This is a genomic window from Burkholderia sp. LA-2-3-30-S1-D2 (genome assembly GCF_001523915.2).
Classification (GTDB): domain Bacteria; phylum Pseudomonadota; class Gammaproteobacteria; order Burkholderiales; family Burkholderiaceae; genus Burkholderia; species Burkholderia diffusa.
Genome location: NZ_CP013383.1, coordinates 2,464,153 through 2,486,160 on the forward strand (window position 1 = coordinate 2,464,153; position 22,008 = coordinate 2,486,160).

Annotated in this window: 23 protein-coding genes, 1 pseudogene and 1 riboswitch; of the genes and pseudogenes, 11 read left to right on the plus strand and 13 right to left on the minus strand. The window is 67.1% G+C overall.

Annotated elements, in window-relative coordinates; translation table 11 throughout:
* Positions 1-115: 115 nt before the first annotated feature.
* From WS66_RS11295 to WS66_RS11325, 7 genes are all read right to left on the minus strand, one after another.
* On the minus strand, positions 116-1,927 hold the full coding sequence (locus tag WS66_RS11295) for an ExeM/NucH family extracellular endonuclease (protein WP_059608041.1): 1,812 nt from the start codon (positions 1,925-1,927) through the stop codon (positions 116-118).
* A 189-nt stretch (positions 1,928-2,116) separates the two neighbouring features.
* The gene (locus WS66_RS11300; RefSeq protein ID WP_059608040.1) at positions 2,117-3,058 is read right to left on the minus strand and encodes a copper resistance D family protein; all 942 of its coding nucleotides are present in this window, start codon (positions 3,056-3,058) and stop codon (positions 2,117-2,119) included.
* Positions 3,055-3,435, minus strand: coding sequence for a copper homeostasis periplasmic binding protein CopC (gene copC, locus WS66_RS11305; RefSeq protein ID WP_059608047.1), 381 nt, complete (start codon positions 3,433-3,435; stop codon positions 3,055-3,057). Before copC ends, WS66_RS11300 begins: the two co-directional genes overlap by 4 nt.
* Positions 3,436-3,449: 14 nt before the next feature.
* On the minus strand, positions 3,450-3,797 hold the full coding sequence (locus tag WS66_RS11310) for a copper-binding protein (protein ID WP_059608039.1): 348 nt from the start codon (positions 3,795-3,797) through the stop codon (positions 3,450-3,452).
* 73 nt (positions 3,798-3,870) lie between these two features.
* The gene (locus WS66_RS11315; RefSeq protein WP_059608038.1) at positions 3,871-5,166 is read right to left on the minus strand and encodes a multicopper oxidase family protein; all 1,296 of its coding nucleotides are present in this window, start codon (positions 5,164-5,166) and stop codon (positions 3,871-3,873) included.
* Between the two features lies 1 nt (position 5,167).
* Positions 5,168-6,655: a TolC family protein gene (locus WS66_RS11320; RefSeq protein WP_059608037.1), complete on the minus strand. Its 1,488-nt coding sequence runs from the start codon at positions 6,653-6,655 to the stop codon at positions 5,168-5,170.
* Positions 6,652-6,945: a hypothetical protein gene (locus WS66_RS11325; RefSeq protein WP_059608036.1), complete on the minus strand. Its 294-nt coding sequence runs from the start codon at positions 6,943-6,945 to the stop codon at positions 6,652-6,654. The genes WS66_RS11320 and WS66_RS11325 overlap by 4 nt, the downstream gene beginning before the upstream one ends.
* Before the next feature lie 133 nt (positions 6,946-7,078).
* On the opposite strand from WS66_RS11325, the gene WS66_RS11330 reads away from it, so the two are divergent.
* A protein-coding gene (locus tag WS66_RS11330) for an IS5 family transposase (RefSeq protein WP_108064602.1) occupies positions 7,079-7,836 on the plus strand; the annotation gives its coding sequence in 2 pieces (ribosomal slippage) (positions 7,079-7,394 and positions 7,394-7,836; 759 coding nt in all).
* 12 nt (positions 7,837-7,848) lie between these two features.
* On the opposite strand, the gene WS66_RS11335 is transcribed toward WS66_RS11330, so the two are convergent.
* Positions 7,849-8,223 (minus strand): hypothetical protein, encoded by a 375-nt coding sequence (locus tag WS66_RS11335; RefSeq protein WP_059605178.1) that lies wholly within the window; start codon positions 8,221-8,223, stop codon positions 7,849-7,851.
* Positions 8,224-8,489: 266 nt separating this feature from the next.
* Here WS66_RS11335 and WS66_RS11340 point away from each other — a divergent pair, with 266 nt between their 5' ends.
* The 3 genes from WS66_RS11340 to WS66_RS11350 all read left to right on the plus strand — a co-directional run bounded on the left by WS66_RS11340 (position 8,490) and on the right by WS66_RS11350 (position 11,908).
* Positions 8,490-9,161 (plus strand): heavy metal response regulator transcription factor, encoded by a 672-nt coding sequence (locus WS66_RS11340; protein ID WP_059605175.1) that lies wholly within the window; start codon positions 8,490-8,492, stop codon positions 9,159-9,161.
* The gene (locus WS66_RS11345; RefSeq protein WP_059605171.1) at positions 9,158-10,573 is read left to right on the plus strand and encodes a heavy metal sensor histidine kinase; all 1,416 of its coding nucleotides are present in this window, start codon (positions 9,158-9,160) and stop codon (positions 10,571-10,573) included. The genes WS66_RS11340 and WS66_RS11345 overlap by 4 nt, the downstream gene beginning before the upstream one ends.
* A 56-nt stretch (positions 10,574-10,629) precedes the next feature.
* A riboswitch (yybP-ykoY riboswitch) is annotated at positions 10,630-10,813 on the plus strand.
* 84 nt (positions 10,814-10,897) lie between these two features.
* Complete coding sequence (locus WS66_RS11350) at positions 10,898-11,908, plus strand: sodium:calcium antiporter (RefSeq protein ID WP_059605168.1); 1,011 nt, start codon at positions 10,898-10,900, stop codon at positions 11,906-11,908.
* 18 nt (positions 11,909-11,926) lie between these two features.
* Here the strand turns inward: WS66_RS11350 and gstA are convergent, their stop codons facing one another.
* A complete protein-coding gene (gstA, locus tag WS66_RS11355) occupies positions 11,927-12,565 on the minus strand; it encodes a glutathione transferase GstA (RefSeq protein WP_059605165.1) in 639 nt (212 codons plus the stop codon).
* Positions 12,566-12,702: 137 nt separating this feature from the next.
* On the opposite strand from gstA, the gene WS66_RS11360 reads away from it, so the two are divergent.
* The 3 genes and pseudogenes from WS66_RS11360 to WS66_RS11370 form a co-directional block, all read left to right on the plus strand.
* Entirely contained in the window at positions 12,703-13,059 is a 357-nt protein-coding gene (locus tag WS66_RS11360) for a winged helix-turn-helix transcriptional regulator (protein ID WP_059605162.1), read from the plus strand.
* Positions 13,060-13,080: 21 nt separating this feature from the next.
* Positions 13,081-13,449: a hypothetical protein gene (locus tag WS66_RS11365; RefSeq protein ID WP_059605157.1), complete on the plus strand. Its 369-nt coding sequence runs from the start codon at positions 13,081-13,083 to the stop codon at positions 13,447-13,449.
* A 142-nt stretch (positions 13,450-13,591) separates the two neighbouring features.
* A pseudogene (locus tag WS66_RS11370) lies at positions 13,592-13,918 on the plus strand (MFS transporter); the annotation flags it as partial.
* 12 nt (positions 13,919-13,930) lie between these two features.
* Here the strand turns inward: WS66_RS11370 and WS66_RS11375 are convergent.
* From WS66_RS11375 to WS66_RS11385, 3 genes are all read right to left on the minus strand, one after another.
* Complete coding sequence (locus tag WS66_RS11375; protein ID WP_059605151.1) at positions 13,931-14,851, minus strand: LysR family transcriptional regulator; 921 nt, start codon at positions 14,849-14,851, stop codon at positions 13,931-13,933.
* A 137-nt stretch (positions 14,852-14,988) separates the two neighbouring features.
* Positions 14,989-16,449 carry an NAD(P)/FAD-dependent oxidoreductase gene (locus tag WS66_RS11380; RefSeq protein ID WP_059605233.1) on the minus strand — a complete coding sequence of 487 codons (1,461 nt, stop codon included), beginning with the start codon at positions 16,447-16,449 and terminating at the stop codon, positions 14,989-14,991.
* 232 nt (positions 16,450-16,681) lie between these two features.
* Positions 16,682-17,026 carry a cupin domain-containing protein gene (locus WS66_RS11385; protein WP_059605149.1) on the minus strand — a complete coding sequence of 115 codons (345 nt, stop codon included), beginning with the start codon at positions 17,024-17,026 and terminating at the stop codon, positions 16,682-16,684.
* A 197-nt stretch (positions 17,027-17,223) separates the two neighbouring features.
* Between WS66_RS11385 and WS66_RS11390 the strand changes: the two genes are divergently transcribed.
* The 4 genes from WS66_RS11390 to WS66_RS11410 all read left to right on the plus strand — a co-directional run bounded on the left by WS66_RS11390 (position 17,224) and on the right by WS66_RS11410 (position 21,253).
* Positions 17,224-18,114: a helix-turn-helix transcriptional regulator gene (locus WS66_RS11390; protein WP_059605145.1), complete on the plus strand. Its 891-nt coding sequence runs from the start codon at positions 17,224-17,226 to the stop codon at positions 18,112-18,114.
* 165 nt (positions 18,115-18,279) lie between these two features.
* Positions 18,280-19,230, plus strand: coding sequence for an agmatinase (gene speB, locus WS66_RS11395; protein ID WP_059605141.1), 951 nt, complete (start codon positions 18,280-18,282; stop codon positions 19,228-19,230).
* 22 nt (positions 19,231-19,252) lie between these two features.
* The gene (locus WS66_RS11400) at positions 19,253-20,734 is read left to right on the plus strand and encodes an aldehyde dehydrogenase family protein (RefSeq protein ID WP_059605138.1); all 1,482 of its coding nucleotides are present in this window, start codon (positions 19,253-19,255) and stop codon (positions 20,732-20,734) included.
* A 198-nt stretch (positions 20,735-20,932) separates the two neighbouring features.
* Positions 20,933-21,253, plus strand: coding sequence for a hypothetical protein (locus tag WS66_RS11410; protein ID WP_236872897.1), 321 nt, complete (start codon positions 20,933-20,935; stop codon positions 21,251-21,253).
* Here the strand turns inward: WS66_RS11410 and WS66_RS11415 are convergent.
* Positions 21,208-21,975, minus strand: a complete 768-nt coding sequence (locus tag WS66_RS11415) for a DeoR/GlpR family DNA-binding transcription regulator (protein ID WP_059605131.1) — start codon at positions 21,973-21,975, stop codon at positions 21,208-21,210. The two genes, WS66_RS11410 and WS66_RS11415, sit on opposite strands and share 46 nt — an antisense overlap.
* Between the last annotated feature and the right edge of the window lie 33 nt (positions 21,976-22,008).

Consider the following 22,008-nt stretch of genomic DNA (forward strand, 5'->3'; position numbering starts at 1 on the left):
GAATCGGGCACGTGACGGCCGAGGGGGAGAGAGGCAGCGCGAGCGGCACAACCACCGCCCGCGCGACGACGTGCGGCAACGTCGCACGCCGTACTTCAGACACGCGATTCAGCGATCAGCGCCCGTTGCCCGGCAACGCGATATCGATCAGCACCGGATCGTGGTCCGATGAACGATACGCATCCGGCGCGTAGAACGTCTTCTGCTGCTCGGCCGACTTGTACGCGAGCGTGTACTGCAGCGCGAGCGGCTCGTCCGCGTTGATGTGCCATTCGTGCACGGCCTTCACGTGCGATGCGAGCGGCAGCGACGCGAGCGCGTGATCGAGGTAGCCCGCTTCGCCGTTGTACACGTAGCTGTACGCATTGGCGCCGATCCAGCGCGACACGAGGTTGCGGTAGCCGCGCGATTCGAGCAGGCGGATCGGGTCTTCATACGTGTAGCTGTTGAAGTCGCCGATCAGCAGCGTGCCCTGCCCTGCGACGCCCGTCGGGTTGCCGGCGAGCCAGTCGGCCAGCTTCGCGGCCGCGCGCGTGCGCGTCGGATTCCAGCAGCCCTGGCCGTCGCCCTGGTCGAGGTCGTCGTTCGCGGCGTCCGGGCAGTTCTTCGACTTCAGGTGGTTGACCGCGATCGTCAACGCCTGCTTGCCGCCGATCCGGCGGAACGACTGCGCGAGCGGCTGGCGGTTCTTGTCGTCGATCGCGAGCGTCGACGCGCGGCCGACGGGTTCGACCGCGCGGCTGTCGTAGATCATCGCGACCGTGATCGCGTCGCCGCCGAGGCGCGACGTGCCCGGATCGACGACGCGCCAGTTGCTGCCGAGCTTCGCCGCGAGCTGACGCACCGCGCTCAGTTCGCCGTAGCCGTTGTTCTGGATTTCCATCAGGCCGATCACGTCGGCGTCGAGCGCCTTCAGCGCGCTGACGATCTTCGCTTCCTGGCGCTGGAATTCCTGGTAGTTCTTCGCGCCGCGGTTGTTCGGATCATCGAAGCCGCCGCCGAGACCGTTGCCGTTGAAGTAGTTGAGGACGTTGAACGACGCGACGCGCAGGTTCGATTTCGGATCGCGCGCCGGTGCGTTGGTGCGCGGGTTCGAACGCGTGTCGAAAGCAGGCGCGGCCGCGCCGGGCAGCGGCTGCACGCGCCATGCGCCGTAGCGCACCTCGAGCACGCCTTCGACGTCGCGCACGGTGTAGCCCGAGCGCAACGTGTTCGCGGCCGACAGTTCCGGCGCCGGATACGGCACGGTCGCCGGGTTCTGCTTGTTCGAGCCGTCGTCGAGGACCAGCCGGTTGCGTGCGTTTGCATCGATCTGCGTCTGCGCCTGCGACGGCGGCACCACGCTCGTCGGTGTGCGCAGGCGGCCGTTGCTCAGCAACACGCTGCCGTAGCGGCCGAGTTCGTAATTTTCTGTGACGGTGAGCGTCTGTGGCAGGCGCACGCGCATCCCTTCATATGCGGCGAATGCGTTCGGGTTGTCGACCGGCAGCATGAGCGTCGCCGGCATGACCGTCTGGTTGTTCGCGCACACCGCGATCGCGCCCGACAGCGTGAGCTGCGTCTGCCCGTATTTTTCCTCGACCTTGCCCGTCACGTGCACGAGATCGCCGGCCTTCGCGCGCACTTTCGGCGCATAGACGAACAGGCCTTCGGAGACGCCCGGCTGGTTGCGGCGCTGCGCGTCGGCCTGCTGGACGAAGAAGCCGCCGAAGCCGTCCGTGCCGCCGAAATCGGCGGTGACGACCGCTTCGATCGACACGTTCTGGCCGGCGAGCGGCGACGGCGCGCCGGGCCCCTGGATGTCGGCGATCGGCGTCGTGCTGCCGCCGCAGTTCGGACTGACGGGAGCGGCGGTGGCGGCGAAGACCGGTGCGGCAAGCGTGGGCAGCAGCAATAGCGGGGCAAACAGGCGGATTGTCGAGCGCATGACGGGGAATCCCGGTTGTGAGGATGGCGAAAGCTTAGCGGCGCTCGATGACAGTTGTTAGTAACCAGAAGATAGATGGATGTAATAATCCGACATCGCGCTCACGGTCGGAAAGCGCGAAATCCTCCGATCAAAACCGCCGCTGTTCCGACGATTTCCCGATACCGGCTTCGCCTGCCGGCCGTGGCGCTAAACCGTCCCCGGCAACGCGCTCGACACGAGCACGGCGGCCACCATCAGCGCGCCGGCCAGCACAACCGCCTCGATCCGCAACACCGCGCCGAACCGTCGCAACAGGTCGGCCGGCGTCGCGGCCGCCGGGTCCTTCAGCGCGGCCAGCAGCTTCGGCATCTCGAAGAACCGGTTGTGTCCGCCGAGCGCCGCTGCGATCAGCACGAGCGCGAGCTTGAACAGCAGGATCTGCCCGTACGTCGACCCGAGCAGGTTCGCGGGCGTATCGACACCGCGCCAGCCGTTGTAAGCGCCGGTCGCGAACAGCACGATCAACGCGTACGTCGACGCATCGGACAGCGACTGCACGAACGATGCGCCGGTCGTGCGTTCGCTCGCGGGCATGCCGGCAAGACGCGGCATCACGCCGAACGCCGTCACGAACACGAGCCCGACCCACGCGCTGATTGCCAGCAGATGCAGCCAGTCGACCCACATCGGCACGCTGAACAGGCCCGCGTCGACCGGATGCCCGCCGTTGCTGCGCGCGAGTGCGACACCTGCGAGCGCGGCCCACATCACGAACGGAAAGCGCGTGTCGTTCGCACGCCGGAGCAACGACAGCAGCACGACGACGGCCGTGAACACCGCGCCGGCCAGCCACGCGTGGCCGAAGCCGGTGCCGGCGAGCATCGCGCGGACGGCCGGCCAGGCGTCGCGCATCGACACATCGCTCATCAGCGCGCAGTGCGCCCAGAACGCGGTGATGCTCGCGAGCAGCGACACGATGGACGCGATGCGCAGCGTCGCGACGAGACGCCGCGCGATGCCGTGCTGCCATGCCGACTCGCCGCGCGCGAGCCAGTGGCTGCCGAGCAGCGCGCCGACGATGACGGTGAACCCGGTGTTCTGGATCGCCACCGACACGAGCCTCAGAAGGCCGACGAGGCCCTCGTTCACCCCTTCACCCTGAACGCATAGGTGCCCTTGGTGCGATGCGCGTCGGCCGTCATCGCCACCCACTGCACCGTGTACGCACCGGGCGCAAGCTTCGGTATCCCGACGGTCATCACGCGCGGATTCGACGCATCGACTTTCGCCTTTTCGTGCGCGACGGCATTGCCGTTCGCGTCCGACACCTTCACCGAGCTGAACGCCGGTTCGAGGTCTTCGTTGAACGTCAGCCGCAACGTGTCGGGCGCGGTGTCGACCGCGCTGCCCGTCGCCGGTGCGGCGCTTTCCAGCTTGCCGTGCGCGAATGCCGCGGCCGGCACGGCGGCGGCGATCGCGCCGGCCGCGGCGAGGGCGGCCAGCCGCCCGAGCGTGGTGATTTTCATGGTCATGCCCGGCGTCACGGCTTCTTCAGCTCGACGACGGTCAACGTGCCGCCCACGTCCTCGGCGACGAAGTCGACCTGGTCGCCCACCTTCACCTGCGACAGCATCGCCGGGTCTTTCACCTTGAACGCCATCGTCATCGCGTCCATCCCGAGGTTGTCCAGCGGGCCGTGCTTGATCGTCAGCTTGCCCGTGCCCGTGTCGATCTTGCGAATCTCGCCGTGCGACATCTCGCGCTTTGCGGCGGTGCCCTGCATCGCGCCGCCGCTCATATCCATGCCGGCCATGTCGCCGGCCGCGTACGACGCGGCGGAAAACGCCAGCATGCAACCCGTTGCAATCGAAACCAGTTCCTTCTTCATCGTGCGTGCTCCTGAGTGAATGAAACGAAAACCGGCGGCCGCATCGTCACGGCCGCCGCATGCTGCCCGCGGCTCAACCGTCCGGCAATTCGCCGGTGTATTCGTACGCGACGGTGCCCTTCGGATGCCGGAACCAGCCCGGATCGCGATAGTCGTTGCGGCCGAGCCCCTGCCGGACCTTCAGCACCGTGAACATGCCGCCCATCTCCAGCGGCCCGAACGGGCCGGTGCCCGTCATCATCGGCAGCGTGTTGTCGGGCAGCGGCATTTCCATGCCGCCCATCGCGCCGCCCGTGCTGCCCATTGCCATGTAGTCGGGCACGAGCTTGCCGATCTTCTTCGCGAGGTCCTTCTGCGGCACGCCGATCAGGTTCGGCACCTGATGCCCCATCGCATTCATCGTGTGATGCGACTTGTGGCAATGGAACGCCCAGTCGCCCGGGCGATCGGCGGTGAACTCGATCGCGCGCATCTGGCCGACGGCGACATCCGCCGTCACCTCCGGCCAGCGCGCCGCCGGCGGAATCCAGCCGCCGTCGGTACCGGCCACCTCGAAGCTGTAGCCGTGCAGGTGGATCGGATGGTTCGTCATCGTCAGGTTGCCGAAACGAATCCGCACGCGGTCGCCCGCCCGCACCGGCAGCGGGTCGATGCCCGGGAACACGCGCGAGTTGAACGTCCACATGTTGAAGTCCGTCATCTCGTTCACGCGCGGTGTGTAGCTGCCCGGATCGATGTCGTACGCGGCGAGCAGAAAGACGAAGTCGCGATCGACCGGCATCGTCGCGCGATCCTTCGGGTGCACGATGAACATGCCCATCATCCCCATCGCCATCTGCACCATTTCGTCGGCATGCGGGTGATACATGAACGTGCCGTGCGCCTCCAGCTGGAACTCGTAGACGAAGGTCTTGCCCGGCGGAATGTGCGGCTGCGTGAGGCCCCCGACACCATCCATCCCGTTGGGCAGCCGCAGCCCGTGCCAGTGGATCGTCGTGTGCTCGGGCAGCCGGTTCGTCACGAAGATCCGGACCTTGTCGCCTTCGACGGCCTCGATCGTCGGGCCTGGCGACTGGCCGTTGTAGCCCCACAGGTTCGCGTTCATCCCGGGCGCCATCTCGCGCACGACGGGCTCGGCCGTCAGGTGGAATTCCTTCCAGCCGTTCTTCATTCGCCACGGCAGTGTCCAGCCGTTCAGCGTCGCGACAGGCGTGTACGGGCGGCCGTTGGGCGGCACGAGCGGCGGCTGCGTGCCGGCCTTCGCCATCGTGGGCGCTTCGGGCAGCGACGCCGCACCGGCCTTGCTGACCATCGCCGCACCGAGCAGCGCGGCGCCCGAGCCGCTGAGAAATTGTCGACGGGACACCATGTCAATGACCTTCCGGATGCGTTGCGGGCGCCGGTTGCGCCACAGGTGAAGAAGCCGGCTGCGGTGCAGCGTCGGTCGTGGGTGCGGCGGGCGCGTCCGCACGCTGCGTCGGCTGCGTCGGCTGCGCGGTCGGCAGCCGGCCGCCGACGGCCGCCTGCAGATCGGTTTCGGCGAGCCAGTAGTCCTTCAGCGCATCGATGTAGCCGTTGACCGCGCCGACCTGTTCGCGCGCATCGGCCAGCAGCTCGAACACGCTCGCGAGCATCCCGTTGTAGCGCAGCAGCAACTCGTCCGAGATCGTCTTGCGCAGCGGCACGACTTCGTCGCGATAGTGCTTCGCGACGTCGTAGCTCGTCGTGTATGCCGCGTACGATTCGCGCACTTCCGAGCGCGCGTCGATCGCCGTCTGCGCGAGCCGGTTCGCCGACTGCATGTAGACGGCCTCGGCCCGCGCGACCTTCGCGCCGCCCCAGTCGAACAGCGGAATCTCGACGCTGATCTCGTAGCCGTGCTCGTGCCCCTTGGCGGTCTCGTAGTTGTTCACGTAGCCGAGATCGACCGCGTTGACGAAGCGCGTCGCCTTGCTGAGCCCGAGCGACGACGCGACGCCCCGCGTCTGCAGCTTCGCGGCCTGGATGTCGAGGCGATTGCTCATCGCATAGCGTTCGAGATCGGGCAGATCGGGGCGTGCCTTCGGCAGGTCGGGCAAGCGCTCGGGCAGCGCGTACCGCGTGCGCTCGCCCCACAGCCCCATCGCGCGCGTGAGCTTCTCGCGCGCGGCCACGGCCTGCTGCCGCGCCTTCGCCTGCTGCGCGACAGCATCCGCATGGAACGCCTGTTCGCGCGCGTAGTCGAGCCGGCTGAAGTTGCCGGCCTGGCGCATGCGCAGCGCGAGTTCGGCTCCGGCGCTCGCGGCGTCGCGGACCTGTTGCGCATAATTCGCGGCCTGTTCGGCCGCGACGGCTTCGACATAAGCGCGGCGCGCGTCGGCCGCGACCCTCAGCATCGCGTCGGCGGTTTCGAGCCGAGTCTGCTCGAAACGGCGGCGTTCGATGTTCGTCGCGAGCGGCAGCGTCAGCAGCGCGAACACGTTGGCCGAGAACGTGCGGCCGAGGCTCAGTTCACCGTCACCGGCCCGCGTGCGGCTGAACGAGAAGCGCGGGTTCGGCAGCCGGCCTGCCTGCACGAGATCGGCCTCCGACAGCCCGAGTTCCGCGTACGACGCCTGCAGGCCACGGTTGTTCAGCAGCGCGAGCTGCACCGCGTCGTCCATCGACAGCGGTTTCTCGAGCAGTTCCTTCGTCCGCTTGTCGACGGCCGCACGGTCGGCGTCGGTCCTGACGATGACCGCGACCTTCCCGATGCGCTCCGATGCGACGGACGACACGGCGTCGAAGCCGCCGTCCTTCGAGAATGTCGTGCAGCCGGCGAGGAATGCCAGCACGAGCACGGTTGCGCCGAACCGCGGTGAAATCGCAAGTCTCGTCATTGCCCGGCCCCTCCGTGCATCGAATGGGCCGCGCCGGCTGCCGCATTTTCGGGTTTCGCGTGTCCGGTGGTGCCGCCCTTCGCGGGCCGCGCCATCACGTCCCGGTTCAGTTGCTTCCAGCCCGGGCCTGCGTCGTCCCGATACGGCGCGTAGCCGTCGAACGCGGACGTCACCGTGACGTCCGGCACCGGCGCGGCCGCGTCGGCCGGATCGGGAAAGGCGGTTTGCGCGGGCGCGAGCGACGGCACGAGCGCCGCCGCGCCAAGCAGCGCCGCAGTAATCAATCGCATGGATGTTTCTCGTCGTGAGTCGTGCGGCGGATGTCGAGCGTTCGCCGGCACGGTTTGCGGATCGCGGCCGGTCGGCCGCGGACACGGACTAGGGCCTGTTCACACTACATAGATTTAAGGATATGCTTCGGAGATGGAAATCTCCGAAGCCCAATTCAAACAGATCGAACATTGCTTGCCGCGACAGCGGGGTAATGTGAGCCTGTCGAACCTGCAAGTGCTCAACGCGATCCTCTATGTTGCCGAGCACGGGTGTAAATGGCGCGGCCTGCCGCCACGTTTTGGCCGCTGGCACACGATCTACACGCGCATGAACCGCTGGTCTCGCAACGGCGTCCTGGACCGAGTGTTCACGGAGTTGCAGCGCGCACAGATCATCCGCGTTCGAATTGAAGCGGTGTCGCTGGATAGCACGATCGTGAAGGTTCATCCTGACGGTACCGGTGCGTTAAAAAAAATGGACCCCAAGCCATCGGCAAATCTCGCGGAGGATGGACAACCAAGATTCATATGGTTGCCGCGGATGCTCGAACAGCCATAACGTTCGCACTGTCTCCCGGTCAGGCCGGCGATGCGCCGCACGGCCGTGCACTGCTCGAACGCCTGGGACCGCCGAATCGACCGCTGCATCTATTGATGGACAAGGCGTACGAAGGAAACGAAACCCGGCAACTCGCGCTCGATCTCGGCTTTATCCCTGTCGTTCCTCCGTTGAGCACGCGCGTCGAGCCTTGGGAGTACGACCGGGAAATGTACAAACGTCGCAACGAAGTCGAGCGGTTGTTTCGCCGGTTGAAGGGCTTTCGTCGCATCTTCTCCCGCTTCGACAAACTCGATTTGATGTTCATTGCTTTTATCAACTTTGCCCTGATCGTCGAAGCCCTGCGCTAGTGTGAACACGACCTAGACGGGAATCCGGCGCGGCGGCCGGTCGATACCGCCGGTCAAGAACGACACGACGACCGTCGACGGCGCGAACGTGACGACCGCGAGGCCGACGTCCGACGTAACGGACACGGCAGGCACCTCCGCCATGCCCGAGCCGAAACAGCAGGACCCGCAGGCGGAACAAGGCGCCCCGTGCCGTGCGTGGTCGTCGTGCTCATGCCGCTCGCCGTGCGCGCTCGGCATCGCATGCGACGCAGCCTGGGCCTCCGCGCCGGCCCCCGCATGCGACGCGGCGGCACCCGCGCACTGCGTCGACACGGTCGCGAACGACTGGATCGGCACGCACAGCGCCAGCAGCACAACGAGGATGAATTTGCGCCAATACGACATGGATGCGGAATCAGGCAGACGATGACCGGATGAACGGGAGCGGCGCCGCGACGACGCGCGCCGGATACGAGACGGACGCAGCTTATCGCCGCCGGCGTGACGACGACATGGCCGAAACATGACGGAATTTTCATGAAGTACGGCGACGCATCGCACGCGCGCTTCATGAAAATTCCGTCATCCGGCGGTCATCGTTCGCGCACCCGCTGCGCCGTAAGCTCACGCGTTACACTGACCGGCTGGAATCACGAACGGCCTGCTCCACCATGCGGATACTGATAGTCGAAGACGAACCCAAGATGGCGTCGTACCTCCGCAAAGGGCTGACGGAGGCAAGCTACACGGTCGACGTGGCCGAGAACGGCCAGGACGGGCTGTTCCTCGCGCTGCACGAGGATTTCGATCTCGTCGTGCTCGACGTGATGCTGCCGGAACTGGACGGCTTCGAGGTGCTCCGGCGGCTGCGCGCGCAGAAGCAGACGCCGGTGCTGCTGCTGACGGCCCGGGAAGCGATCGAGGACAAGGTCACGGGGCTCGAACTGGGTGCCGACGACTACCTGCTCAAGCCGTTCGCGTACGCGGAGTTCCTTGCCCGCATCCGTTCGCTGCTGCGGCGCGTGCCGCGCAATTCCCGAGACATCCTGCACATCGCCGATCTCGAAGTCGACCTGATCAAGCGCCGCGCGCGACGCGCCGACGCCCGCATCGACCTGACCGCGCAGGAGTTCGCTCTGCTGCAGCTGCTCGCGGAACGCGAGGGCGAGGTGCTGACGCGCACTTTCATCACGTCGCAGATCTGGGACATGAATTTCGACAGCGACACGAACGTCGTCGATGCGGCGATCAAGCGCCTGCGCGCGAAGATCGACAACGCATACGAGAAGAAGCTGATCCACACGATCCGCGGGATGGGCTACGTGCTCGAGGATCGCGCGTGAAAGGCGGCCCCGCGCCCTATTCGCTGCTCCGGCGCCTGACGCTCGCGTTCGCGGTCGTGGCCGCGCTCGTGTTCGCGCTGACCGGCGCGTACCTGTATCGCTCGCTGTCCGCCGAGTTGACCCGGCGCGACGATATCGAGATCGCCGGCAAGCTCAACCAGTTCCTGCAGCTCGCGCGGGCGAGCGGTTCGACCGCCGCCGTGCGCGCCGATCCGGCCGTCTTCCATGAAGTGCTGCTGTCGCATCCGGGCGTCTATCTCGGCATCTACGACGGCGCGAACCGCCCGCTCGTCGAACACACCGACGATGCCGGCCATACGCTCGCGTCGGTGATCGCGCGGCCGCAGCCGGCCGGTGCAGCAGGCGCGGCCGCCAGCCCATTCACGTGCTCGCCGCCCGGCATCGGCACGTCGCGCTGTGTCCGTGCGCGCGCCACGCTGCCGTCGGGCGAAACCATTCAGGTTGCGCTGGCGCGCACGGCGGCGGATCGCCAGTCGCTGCTGGAAAGCTATCGCGTCGACATCTGGCTCGCGGCCGCGCTCGGTGCGCTCCTGGTCGGCGCGCTCGGCTACGCGGTCGCGTCCCGCGGCCTGCGTCCGGTCGAGAGCCTCGGCCGGCAGACGTCGCGCATCGAGGCGCACAACCTGGCCGCGCGCCTCGATGCGCGCGGCGGCCCGATCGAGCTGCGCGAGCTCGCCACGTCGGTCAACCGGATGCTCGACCGGCTCGAGCGCGCGTTCGTGCGGCTGTCCCAGTTCTCGTCCGATCTCGCGCACGACATGCGCACGCCGCTCGCGAACGTGATCAGCGCGTCGCAGGTCACGCTGTCGCGTGCCCGCACCACCGAGGAATACGAAGCGCTGATCGATTCGAACATAGAGGAATGCGAACGGCTGCAGCGGATGATCGAGAACATGCTGTTTCTCGCGCGCACGGACAATGCGCGGCAGCACCTGAAGACCGCCGAACTCGACGCCGGCAACGAGCTGCGCCGGCTCGCGTCGTATTTCCAGGCGCTGGCCGACGAGGCCGGCGTGCGCCTCGACGTACACGGCGCAGCGCGGGTCGTCGCGGACGCGACACTGTTCCGGCGCGCCGTCAGCAACCTCGTCTCGAACGCGCTCGAACACGCGGAAGCCGGATCGACGATCGAGCTGGCCGTATCGACCCAGCCCGGTTACGCGGTCGTCGAGGTCACGAACCGCGGCGTCGCGATTCCGCCCGAACAGATCGAGCGGATCTTCGAGCGCTTCTACCGGATCGATTCGTCGCGGCACGGCGCGGCGCGCAACACCGGGCTCGGGCTCGCGATCGTCAAGTCGATCGTCGAGCTGCATCGCGGCAAGGTCGAGGTCGTGAGCCGCGACGGACGGACAACCTTCGCGCTTCACTTCCCGGCCCGCGTTTCGTGACGCGCGGATGACGCCGCCGCGCGCGCTTGCCGAAAGCGGCCAGCTCGGCTAGACTGCCCTTCGTCTTTGGGGAGTAGCCTGCTTTCCATCCCCCGGAAAGCGAACGCGTCAACACACTCGGCCTGCGGCCGTGGCGCGTTCGGCCTAATCGGTCTGGCGAGACCATCGACGCATCGCGTCGTTCCTGGTCGGACGTCGGCAGATGCGTCATGGTTCGTCCACGTCCGACCACGGAGTCCCCATGTTCCTTCCAGCCTTCCCCCTGCGTCTCGTTCGCTGCGTCCGTTCCGCCACTGCCTGCGTGCCTGCCTGCGGAGGTGCCGCATGACGTTGATGCTCGTCGAACTGGCGGTCATGCTGATCGTCATCCTGATCGCCGCCGAACTCTTCACGAATGCGCTCGAACATCTCGGCGAGCGGCTGAAGATTTCGGAAGGTGTGACCGGCTCGCTGTTCGCCGCAGTCGGCACCGCGCTTCCCGAAACGATGGTGCCGCTGCTCGCGCTCGCGGGCGGCACGTCGAACGCGGCCGTGAACGAGGAAATCGGCGTCGGCGCGATTCTCGGCGCGCCGCTGATGCTCGCGACGCTGACGACCTTCCTGATGACGATCGCCGTGATCCGCTCACGCGGACTGACCGGCACGATCGCGCCCGAGCGCACCGGCTTCGTGCGCGACCTGAACTACTTCATCGCCGCATTCGCACTCGCCACCATCGCGATGTTCGTTCCGCATCACGTGTGGGCGGTCCGCGCGCTGCTCGCCGCGATGCTGGTCGGCATCTACGTGACGTACGTCCTGATGACGTTCCGCGCGTCGACGCAACTCGTCGATGCCGGGCACGGCACCGAGGCGCCGCACGCGATGTTCCTGTCTCGCGTCGGGCTGCCGACCAACCTGGCGACCATCGCGCTGCAACTCGCGCTCGGTGTCGCGCTGCTCGTCGGCGGGGCGAAGGGCTTCATTCACGGCGTCGAGGGGGTGTCGCACCTGCTCGGCATCTCCGCGCTGCTGCTGTCGCTGATCATCGTGCCGATCGCGACGGAATTGCCGGAAAAGGTCAACAGCGTGCTGTGGATCCGTCGCAAGAAGGACACGCTCGCGTTCGGCAACATCACCGGCGCGATGGTGTTCCAGGGCACGCTGCTGCCGGCGATCGGCATCATGCTGACGCCGTGGGAACCGCGCCCCGAAGTGCTGACCGGCGTGATCATCACGCTCGCGGCGGCGGTGTGGCTGCGCGTCAATGCCCGCGCGCGCGGGCTCGCGATCTGGGCGTTGCTGGCAAACGGGGCCGGGTATGTCGGCTATCTGTTCGTGACGCTGACGCGCTGACTGCGCGACGCGCTTCAATCACGACACATCGGGCCGGGCGTCGGCCTGCAGCACCTGCTGCACGGCCGGCCGCGCCCGCACCCGCTCGTACCACGCGCGCAGGTTCGTGTACCGGCTCAAGTCGATGTCGGCGTTGTACACCGAACGCATCCAGTCAGCCTTGCCCCAACCCGTCAGCGCGAACAGGTACGCATCGCCGATCGTGAACGAGTCGCCCGTGACGAAGGTCTTGCCGTCGAGCTGGCGGTCGATCCATGCGAAGCGGCTGTCGAGCTTCTGCCGCGCCGGGTCGACGTATTTCCCCGCCTGCACCGCGTACAGCAGCGGGATGAAGCCCTTGTGGATCTCGGTGCCCAGAAAGTTCAGCCATTCCATCAGCCGGTAGCGCGCGAGGGTGCCGTACGCGGGTACGAGCCCCGCGTCGGGGCGCAGGTCGGCGAGATACTGCGCGATCACCGGTCCTTCGCGCAGCATCGTGCCGTCGTCGAGTTCGAGCAGCGGCACGTAGCCGAGTTCGTTGACGTCGAAATAGTCGCGACCGCCTTCGATCCGGTGCTTGCGCGCGTCGACCGTGACGATCTTCGCGTCGATGCCCGCTTCGCGCAGCACGATGCGAATCGCCTGCGAACAGCTGCCGGGAGCGTGATAGAGCTTCATGTGTTTCCTTGGTTGGGTGGTTCGACTCTCGATTCGCCGCGACGCGGGCGCTAATATCTCGCATCGGCGCAGCGCTGAGAAGAAGGCAGTCGTTTGTGCCGTAGTCACAAAAAAGTTACCAACCGGGGTTCAGCAGGATGAAAACGAGTGCGACAGGATGTTCCGTGGAAGAAGCGATGCGCCTGCTCGCCGGCCGCTGGCGGCTGCTGCTCGTGTCGTATCTGCTCGACGGGCCGAAGCGCTTCAGCGACCTGCGCCGCGACATGCCGGGCATCTCGCAGCGCATGCTGACGCTCGATCTGCGCGCGCTCGAGGACGCCGGCTTCGTGCGGCGCACCGTGTATCCGGAAGTGCCGGTGCGCGTCGAGTACGATCTGACCGCGGACGGCGACCGGCTGCGGCCCGTCGTCGACGTCATGCGCGAGTTCGGGTTGTGGCTGAAGGCGCGCGATGCGCACTGCGAGGTTGAAGCGGAAGCCGCGCTGCCCCGATAACCCCTCATCGAGAGAAACATCATGGAACTACATGCCACCGTCGGCGCGGCAACGTCCGACATCGACGACGACGAAAGTTGCGCGAACATCTATTGCCACGACGCGGCGCAGAATTATTGCTTCTCGCTGCTGCGCTTTCCGGAGGAAACGTCGATCGAGGTGATGGTGCTCGACCAGCTCACCGCGCACGTGAAGGATCTGACGGTGCGCCTCACGGGCGACACGATCGAAGTCAAGCTCGATGAGCGCACCGCCGCGCGTCTCGACGGCAACACACATTACGTGATTCATCTCGCGCCCGGCGAGCACGATCCGGTCGTGCTGCGTGCCGCGCTCAAGGAAATCTTCGACGGCAAGAGCGGATATCGCGACGACAGCGCAAGCACGTAACCCGCCCTGCCCGGCACGCGTTCACATCTCGCGCGTTCGCGCTTCGCCCATGACGCGTGCTGCGCGATTCCAACCGCTTCTCCTGCGCTGCGCGCTGCTGGCCGCGTGCTGCGCATCGATTGCCGCCGCGCACGCGGCCAGGATCTCGACCTGCATCATCGGCGCGAACTACGTCACGTCGACGGGATGGGTGATCGCGTTCATGACGATCGCGTTCTTCGGCAACGGCTTCGCATCGATCACATGGCCGCTCGTGTCGGGCCTCGCACCCGCGCGGCTGCTCGGCCTCACGGGCGGCGTGTTCAACCTCACCGGCAATCTGGCCGCGATCGCGACGCCGATCGTGATCGGGCTGCTCGTCGACGGCGCGGACTTCTCGCGCGCCATCACCTGCATCGCCGCGATGGCGCTCGCGGGCAGCCTGTCGTACGGGCTGCTGGTCGGCAAGGTCGAACGCATCGATGCCTGAGCAGGTGCCGCGCTACGCGGCCAGCGCGACCGCCTTGATGTTGAACGCGCGCAGCAAATCCTCGCAGAACGCGTCGACGATCGGCCTGTCGCTCGCGCTGCGCTTCATCGCGAGATGCAGCGGCACGTCGAAGCTGAGCGTCGCGCGGCCGATGGCCTTCACGAGCCCGCGCTGCTCGAACGGCTCCGCGTAATGCGCGGGCAGATAGCCGAGATGGCCGCCCGACAGGATCAGGATCGTCGCGGCCTCGATGCTGTCCGCGCTCGCGGTCACGCGCCGCTCCGGCAGCGGATACTGCTCCTCCGGCACCGGATAAGTGCGCCATACCCAGTCGTGCGCGTGCAGGTCGTCGGCGGACACCGGCGATGACGCATGAAACAGCGGATGGCCGCGCCCGCAGTAGATCACCTGTTCCTCGGTAAACAACGGCGTGTAGTCGAGCCCCGGCACGCGGTGCCAGAAATACCCGATCGCGAGATCGAGCTGGTTGTTGACGAGACTTTCCTCGAGTTCCTGCGGCGACGCGACCTTCATCGAAAACGTAACGGCCTGGTCGCGCTTGCGAAACGCGCCGATGGCATCGGCCAGGCGCGCGTTTTCGACGAGCGGCGCCTGCCCGATCAGGCCGATCGACAGCGTGCCGACGAGCTTGCGGTCGATGTCGCGCACACGCGCGACGAACTCGGACGTCGCCGCGACGAGCGTGCGTGCCGTGGCCGCGAAGCGTTCACCCTTCGACGTCAGCCGAAAGCCGCCGCGGCCGCGATCGCACAGCTTGAAACCGACGCGCGCTTCCAGCGCGGACAGCTGCGTGCTGATCGTCGACTGCCGCACGCCGAGCGATGCCTCGGCCGCCGTGATGCCGCGTGCGTCGACGACGGCGAGAAAGACCCGGATGAGCCGGAGATCGAGATCGGTGGTATTCGAAAACATGCTTCGAGCCGCTGCGCCTGAGCGCGTTGTCGGGCCGGCGCGATACCGGCCGTCTTTGCCGATGAACCTTGCCGGACGCGTGCCGCCATCGGCAACGGCACGCGCCATACGCGTCGCTCGCGGACATCGCGCGTCGCCTACATCGGGAAGCCCATCGCCTTGATCCCGTTTATCCACGCGCGCTTCCAGCCGCCTTCGGCATCCGCGCCGTCGAACGCATGGAACGTGATCTTCGCGGCGACCCAGCGCATCGGCTCGGGCGGGATGTAGCTCGGGCTCTGGTTCGCGATGTCGAGCTTGCGTTCCGGGCTGTCGCGATCGAACAGGATGTTCAGCCCCATGAACGCGCCGAACCGGCTCGCCGCGACGCCGAAACCCGTGTAGCCGGCGACGAACACGGCCTTGTCGCCGAGATAGCGCTTCGCGAACACCGAGCCGCGCGAGCAGTAGTCGATCGGGCCGCCCCACGCGTGCGAGAAGCGCACGTCGGCAAGCTGCGGGAACGTGCGATAGAACGCCTCCGCGAGCCGGTAATAGGTTTCGCGCTCGCCGTCCTGGTGCGGCTCGGGATCGCCGTCGAAGTGATAGCTGACCAGCCCGCCGAAGATGATGTTGTTGTTCTTCGTCAGCCGGAAATAGTTCAGCTGTGTGCGCGTGTCGTACACGCCCTGGCGATTCTTCCAGCCGATGCGCGCGAGCTGTTCGTCGGTGAGCGGCTCGGTCGCGAGCACGTGGTCGCGCACCTGCATCACCCGGCGGTTGATGTCGGGAATGCCGACCTTCGCCGTGCCGCTACCGAACACGACGCGCGGCGCGCGCACGCCGCCCTTCGGCGTCTTCACGTACACCGTGCCGCCTTCGTCGGTCACCTTGGTGAGCGGCGTGTGTTCGTACAGCTTCACGCCGAGCGACAGCGCCGCGCGCTTGAGCCCCCACGCGAGCTTCGCCGGATGCACGATGCCGCTGCGGTTGCGCGACCACAGTGCGCCCGCGAACAGCGGCGAGTTCAGCTGTTCGAGCGTTTCGTCGCGGTTCAGCAGCACGACGTCGTGTCCGTATTCGCGATGCAGGTCGTAGTCGCCCTTCAGATGCGCGAGGTGCTCGGGGTCGACCGCCACCGTCATCTCGCCGTTCCACTCGATGTCGGCGTCGATGTCGTAGCGCTTCAGCGTTTCCTCGAAGCCGTCTAGGTTGCGATGGCCGAAAGCCTCGAGCTGCGCGATGTCGTTCGGGAACACGCGCACCGCGTTCGGCAGCCCGTGCATCACCGACGTCGAGATGATCCCGCCCGCGCGGCCCGATGCGCCGTGCGCGACCTTGCCGGCCTCGATCAGCACCACGTTCAGGTGCGGCATCTGCTCCTTCGCCTGCACGGCCGCCCACAGCCCCGTGAAGCCGCCGCCGACGATCAGCAGGTCGGCCGTCGCGTCGCCGACGAGTTCCGGCTCGGTGGCCGGTGCGGCCGGGTTGTCGAGCCAGTACGGGAACAGCTTCGTATTCGCGAGCGCCTCGGCGGTGCCCAGTGCGACCGGTGCGCGACGCGCGGCGTGTGCGTGCGCCGGTGCGGCCCGTGTTGCTTCGTTGACTTCCATTTCCATGATCCCAGCCATCCCACGTGATCGCGGCCCGCACGGGTCGAGCGTGCGCGGCGTGCCGCATTCGCCGATTTCGCCGATTTCGCCGATGGCGACTTGCGGCGCATGCACTGCAAGTCGCGATGCGTCCTGTCGGCAAAAGCGCGACGGACTTCGCTAGCGGTCGATCGAAAACGCAACCGCCGGTGGGCCGCGCGTCAATCCGACGACGACACCACGGCGGCGGTCGCTCGCATCACGACTTCTCGAGCAGCACGTAGAACTTCTTCGCGTCCTCGATCGTCTCCCAGCGGCCCGCGAAACCGGCCGGCAGCAGGTACCCCTGGCCCGGCGTGAATTCCTTCCGGTTGCCGTCCACGTCGGTCAGCGCGATCCGGCCCTCGACGAGCCACACCGCCTCGTCCGCCGCCGTTTCCGGAAACTCCACCGAGCCGACCTTGCCTTCCCACCAGCCGATGAGATAGCTGCCGCTCTTGCCTTCGGCCGCGCGCCAGTCGCTTTCGTCCATCCCGAAGTCGAGCTTCGTGAATTCGCCAATGCCTGCGCCGAGCGGCAGGATGTCCTTGATCAGTTTGGTCATCTGAATCTTTCGTCTCTGGATTGAAAAAGCAGAGACAAAGTTACTCATTTACACTGCCCCGGTATGCCCCCCTTCGGGGGGGACAAGTCGCGTTTTCCGGGGTGCGCCAGGTCGCAGGGCGCCATACCGCATTTCCCCTTAATGACGTTTCGGACTTCGGACGCTAAAATCGCGGCCGCTTTTCACCGGGGAACCGCATGCTGCTCAACGTGAACCCCTCAGACCGCGACACCGACCGCTTCGTCGTGTCGTTCAAGGCGCTGGGCGAGCTGATCGAGACGGTCGGCACGCCGCACTTCGTGCCGCGTCTCACGCAATTGCTGAACGACGTGGTACCGCTCGACGTGGCGCACGTCGAACGTTCGCGCGTCGACGGCACGATGCCCACCGGCTACCGCTGCGAATGGATCGGCAGCAGCGGCATCGGCACCGCGACTGCCGCGATCTCCGACGTGATGACGCTCTACTACGAGCGCTTTCTCGACAGCGACCCGCTGTTCGCGGGGCTGCGCGGCAAGACGGGCACGATGCTGGTCGTGCGCGATATCGCGGCGATTCCGCCCGGCGAATTCCGCCAGCGGCTGTTCGACGACGTGCGTATCGGCCACGAATGCGTGCTCGCGCGCGGCACCCGCTACGCGCAGCATTCGATCGCGCTGGAACGCGGCCGTGACCGCCCGCCGTTCACGCTCGCCGAGATGAACCGCTTTCGCAACGTCAGCGATGTGCTGTTCCCGCTGCTCGAGCTGCACGCGTCGACCACCGCCGCGCGGCGCGTCGCGCATCCGACACCCGAAGTGCATCCGCTCGCGCAGTTCGATGCGCGGATCGCGGCCGACGGCGTGAAGCTGTCGAAGCGCGAATACGAAACCTGCAAGCATCTGATCTCCGGCAAGACCGTGCCGGAAACCGCCGACATCCTCGGCGTGCGGGTCGCGTCGGCCGAGTCGTACGTGAAGCGCGCGTTCGCGAAGCTCGGTGTGCGCACGAAGCGCGAGCTTGCTGCATGGGGCTCGGCCGCGCCGGCGTTTCGTGCGGCCGCGGCGCACGACGGCGACGGCGCGCCGCCGCCCGCGATCGCGCGCTGATCCGGTCCGACGCCGACGGTCCGCCGACGGTCACGCCGCTTCGATGCGGCAACGCCACTCGCATCGAGCGCCGTCGATGTAAACGTTGCGACTTCACGATCTTCGCATGCGCGTTCTCCTCTACCATCGGCCGATCGCTTTTCACCAGAAAGAGGAGACGGCCCGATGCAACGCGAACTGAACCAACCCATGGGCGGCAACGAGATGCCGCGCTTTGGCGGCATCGCCACGATGATGCGCCTGCCGCAGGCCGACACCACCGACGGCCTCGACGTGTGCTTCGTCGGCGTGCCGCTGGACCTCGGCACGTCGAACCGCTCGGGTTCGCGCTTCGGCCCGCGCCAGATCCGCACCGAATCCGTGCTGCTTCGCCCGTACAACATGGCCACGCGCGCGGCACCGTTCGATTCGCTGCAGGTCGCCGACATCGGCGACGTCGCGACCAATCCGTACGACCTGAAGGATTCGGTGCGCCGCATCGAAGAAGCGTATGACGAGATCGTCGCGAACGGCTGCCGGCCGATCACGCTCGGCGGCGACCACACGATCGCATGGCCGATCCTGCGCGCGCTGCACAAGAAGTACGGCAAGGTCGCCGTCGTGCACGTCGACGCGCACGCGGACGTGAACGACACGATGTTCGGCGAGAAGATCGCGCACGGCACGCCGTTCCGCCGCGCGGTGGAGGACGGCCTGCTGCAATGCGACAAGGTCACGCAGATCGGCTTGCGCGGCACCGGCTACCACGCGGACGATTTCGACTGGTGCCGCCAGCAGGGCTTCACGGTCGTGCAGGCGGAGGAATGCTGGCACAAGTCGCTCGCGCCGCTGATGACGCAGGTGCGCGAACGCATCGGCGACACGCCGGTCTATCTCAGCTTCGACATCGACGGTCTCGATCCGTCGTTCGCACCCGGCACCGGCACGCCGGAAATCGGCGGGCTGTCGGTGCAGCAGGGTCTCGAGATCATTCGCGGGATGAAGGGGCTGAACATCGTCGGCGCGTATCTCGTCGAAGTGTCGCCGCCGTATGATCCGACCGGCACCACCGCGCTCGTCGGCGCGAACCTCGCGTTCGAGATGCTCTGCGTGATGCCGGGCGTCGCCTGCCGCTAACCCGATCGACAGGAAAACGTTCATGTCCACCGCTGAGCTTTCCCCTTCCGCCACCGCCATCGTGCTGCCGGCCGCGCGCATCGCCGGCCGATCCGTGCGCACGCATTCCGCTGAAGCCGGTGCGCCGATCTTCAATGCATCGACCGGCGAGACGATCGGCTGGCAGGAATTCGCGACGGCCGCGCACGTCGACGCCGCGGTCCGCGCCGCGCGCGACGCGTTCGCCGGCTGGCGCGACACGCAGCCCGCCGAGCGCGGCCGCCTGCTCGCGACGATCGCCGCGCGCGTCGACGCCAACCGCGAACGCCTTGCGGCGCTGCAGATGCAGGTGAGCGGCAAGCCGCCGTTCGAGGCCGACGCCGACGTCGGCGACGTCGCCGCGACGTTCGCGTACTACGCGCAGCTGTGCGAGAACCCTGCGCTGTTCGCGGCCGAGCCGGTCGCGCTGCCCAGCGACACCGTTGCGGCCGAACGCTTTCACGATGCGGTCGGCGTGGCCGCGCTGATCATGCCGTGGAATTTCCCGATGGTCACGACCGCGTGGAAGCTCGCGCCCGCGCTGGCGGCAGGCTGCACGGTCGTGATGAAGCCGTCCGAACTGACGTCGCCGACCGAGCACGCACTGCTCGACCTGATCGCCGAGGCCGGCGTGCCGGACGGCGTCGTCAACGTCGTCAACGGCGGCGCGGAAGTCGGCGCGGCGCTGACCGCGCATCCGCTGATCGACAAGATCTCGTTTACCGGCAGCACGGCCGCCGGCCGCAAGGTCATGCAGGCCGCGGCCGAGGACATGAAGCGCGTGACGCTCGAACTCGGCGGCAAGTCGTCGCTGATCGTGCGCGACGACGCCGATCTTGACGTCGCGGTGTCGCTGGCGGTGGCCGGTGCGTTCACGAACGCGGGCCAGATGTGCTCGGCCACCGCGCGCATCCTTGTGCACGACAGCGTGTACCGCCGCTTCATGGCCGCGTTCGAGACGGCCGTTCGCGCGCTCGTCGTCGCGCCGCCTTCCGCCGAACACGTCGCGATGGGGCCGCTGATCTCGGCCGCGCAGCGCACGCGCGTGGAGGCGATGCTCGAGCAAGGCATCGCGGCCGGCGCCCGCGTCGCGTTCAGCGGGTGCGTCGCCGAGGGGGGCGGTAACGGCTTCTTCATGGCGCCGGTCGTGGTCGCCGAACCGGCCGTCGACAACCTGCTGTGGACTGACGAGGTGTTCGGCCCGGTCGCGTGCGTGAAGTCGTTCCGCACCGACGACGAGGCGATCGCGCTCGCGAACGACACGCGCTACGGGCTCGTCGCGACCGTCGTGACGCGCGACGCGGAAATCGCGAAGCAGTTCCAGGCACGCGTGCGCGCCGGGCTCGTGTGGATCAACGCACCGCAGCTCATCTACCCGCACGTGTGCTGGGGCGGTTTCGGGCTCAGCGGGATCGGACGCGAACTCGGCGTGACGGGCCTGCGCAGCTACCAGGAACTGCGCCACGCGATGCGCGCGATCGATTGACCGGGGCGGCCGGCCGAAGCATGCGATGCACGCTTCCGATGATGACGATGTCCGTGCGCGAATACGGCGTCGTCACGGTCGATGTGCCGCCGCTTCGGCCTCGGTATCGTGATACTCGACAAACGTCGCGATCTTCCCGCTTTCGATCGTGAACAGATGCGCCCAGTCGTCTTCGTACGTGCGGCCTGTGGCATGAACATGCCAGCGTTGCGTGCCGAGCACGACGACCCGGTTGCGCTGCACACGAGCCGCCGCGAGGCGGCGGAACAGACAAGCGCGCGTGCGATGCGCGCGCGGCTCGACGACTTGATGGCGATGGTGAAAGCGCTGCGCGCCGAGGCGAGCGCGATCGAACGGACGGTGCAGGCATCGACCGACGATCCGGCCGCACCCGCGGCGCAGTCACTGTCGATGCTGCGGCGCAAGCGCGTCGTGCCAGCCGCTTCACATGACGCGGCGCGCCGCCACGCGCATCACGACAGCACGATGTTCCGGATGACCTTCCTGATGCTCGGGTAGCTGTCGACCGACTCCGCCTTCTGGTCCGTCACGAGCGTGCCGATCCGCGCGGGTTCGCAAAAGCCGATCCGGCTATTCGTGCCGAGCTTGCTGAAGTCGGCCAGGATCGCGACGTCCGCCGCGTTGGCGACCATCGCGCGCGCGACTTCCGTTTCCATCCGGTCGTAGTTCGTCGCGCCGCGCACGTGGTCGACGCCGACCGGCGACAGCAACGCGAGATCGGCGCGATAGCGGAAGATCTCGGCGATCGTCCCGTCGCCGACCGTCGCGGCCGCGCGGCTGCCGATCATCCCGCCGAGCAGAATCGTTTCGTTCTTCGCCTGCCCGGGGTCGCTCGAGCGCATCTTCAATGCGACGTCGATCGAATTCGTGACGACCGTGAGGCCGGACAGCTTCGCCAGCTCCTCGGCCAGCAGCGTGGTGGTCGTGCCCGCGTCGATGAACAGCGTCTGCGAGCCCGTGACGAGCCGCGCCGCGGCGCGCGCGATCGCCTGCTTCGCCTTCACGTGCGTCTGCGCGCGTTCGGCGATCGGCGCTTCGTCGCCCACCTGCACCGCGCCGCCGTGCACGCGCTTCAGCTCCCCCATCGCTTCCAGATCGACGAGATCGCGGCGCACGGTTTCCCGCGACACGTTCAGATCGGCCATGATCCGGTCGGTGGAGACACGCTGCATCTTCGATAACAGAAGCCGGATCCTCTGATATCGCTCTTCTTGCCACATGAAATGTCCTTGGAAATGAACGTCAATGGTATT

Excerpts from the sequence above, each read along its gene's own strand:
- WS66_RS11400 (WP_059605138.1), top strand. The coding sequence starts at position 19,253 with ATGTCCACCGCTGAGCTTTCCCCTTCCGCCACCGCCATCGTGCTGCCG.
- WS66_RS11310 (WP_059608039.1), bottom strand. The coding sequence starts at position 3,797 with ATGAAGAAGGAACTGGTTTCGATTGCAACGGGTTGCATGCTGGCGTTT.
- WS66_RS11410 (WP_236872897.1), top strand. The coding sequence starts at position 20,933 with ATGCCAGCGTTGCGTGCCGAGCACGACGACCCGGTTGCGCTGCACACG.
- WS66_RS11320 (WP_059608037.1), bottom strand. The coding sequence starts at position 6,655 with ATGACGAGACTTGCGATTTCACCGCGGTTCGGCGCAACCGTGCTCGTG.
- speB (WP_059605141.1), top strand. The coding sequence starts at position 18,280 with ATGCAACGCGAACTGAACCAACCCATGGGCGGCAACGAGATGCCGCGC.
- WS66_RS11340 (WP_059605175.1), top strand. The coding sequence starts at position 8,490 with ATGCGGATACTGATAGTCGAAGACGAACCCAAGATGGCGTCGTACCTC.
- gstA (WP_059605165.1), bottom strand. The coding sequence starts at position 12,565 with ATGAAGCTCTATCACGCTCCCGGCAGCTGTTCGCAGGCGATTCGCATC.
- WS66_RS11365 (WP_059605157.1), top strand. The coding sequence starts at position 13,081 with ATGGAACTACATGCCACCGTCGGCGCGGCAACGTCCGACATCGACGAC.
- WS66_RS11415 (WP_059605131.1), bottom strand. The coding sequence starts at position 21,975 with ATGTGGCAAGAAGAGCGATATCAGAGGATCCGGCTTCTGTTATCGAAG.
- WS66_RS11315 (WP_059608038.1), bottom strand. The coding sequence starts at position 5,166 with ATGGTGTCCCGTCGACAATTTCTCAGCGGCTCGGGCGCCGCGCTGCTC.
- WS66_RS11325 (WP_059608036.1), bottom strand. The coding sequence starts at position 6,945 with ATGCGATTGATTACTGCGGCGCTGCTTGGCGCGGCGGCGCTCGTGCCG.
- copC (WP_059608047.1), bottom strand. The coding sequence starts at position 3,435 with ATGAAAATCACCACGCTCGGGCGGCTGGCCGCCCTCGCCGCGGCCGGC.
- WS66_RS11380 (WP_059605233.1), bottom strand. The coding sequence starts at position 16,449 with ATGGAAATGGAAGTCAACGAAGCAACACGGGCCGCACCGGCGCACGCA.
- WS66_RS11360 (WP_059605162.1), top strand. The coding sequence starts at position 12,703 with ATGAAAACGAGTGCGACAGGATGTTCCGTGGAAGAAGCGATGCGCCTG.
- WS66_RS11350 (WP_059605168.1), top strand. The coding sequence starts at position 10,898 with ATGACGTTGATGCTCGTCGAACTGGCGGTCATGCTGATCGTCATCCTG.
- WS66_RS11390 (WP_059605145.1), top strand. The coding sequence starts at position 17,224 with ATGCTGCTCAACGTGAACCCCTCAGACCGCGACACCGACCGCTTCGTC.
- WS66_RS11295 (WP_059608041.1), bottom strand. The coding sequence starts at position 1,927 with ATGCGCTCGACAATCCGCCTGTTTGCCCCGCTATTGCTGCTGCCCACG.
- WS66_RS11385 (WP_059605149.1), bottom strand. The coding sequence starts at position 17,026 with ATGACCAAACTGATCAAGGACATCCTGCCGCTCGGCGCAGGCATTGGC.
- WS66_RS11375 (WP_059605151.1), bottom strand. The coding sequence starts at position 14,851 with ATGTTTTCGAATACCACCGATCTCGATCTCCGGCTCATCCGGGTCTTT.
- WS66_RS11335 (WP_059605178.1), bottom strand. The coding sequence starts at position 8,223 with ATGTCGTATTGGCGCAAATTCATCCTCGTTGTGCTGCTGGCGCTGTGC.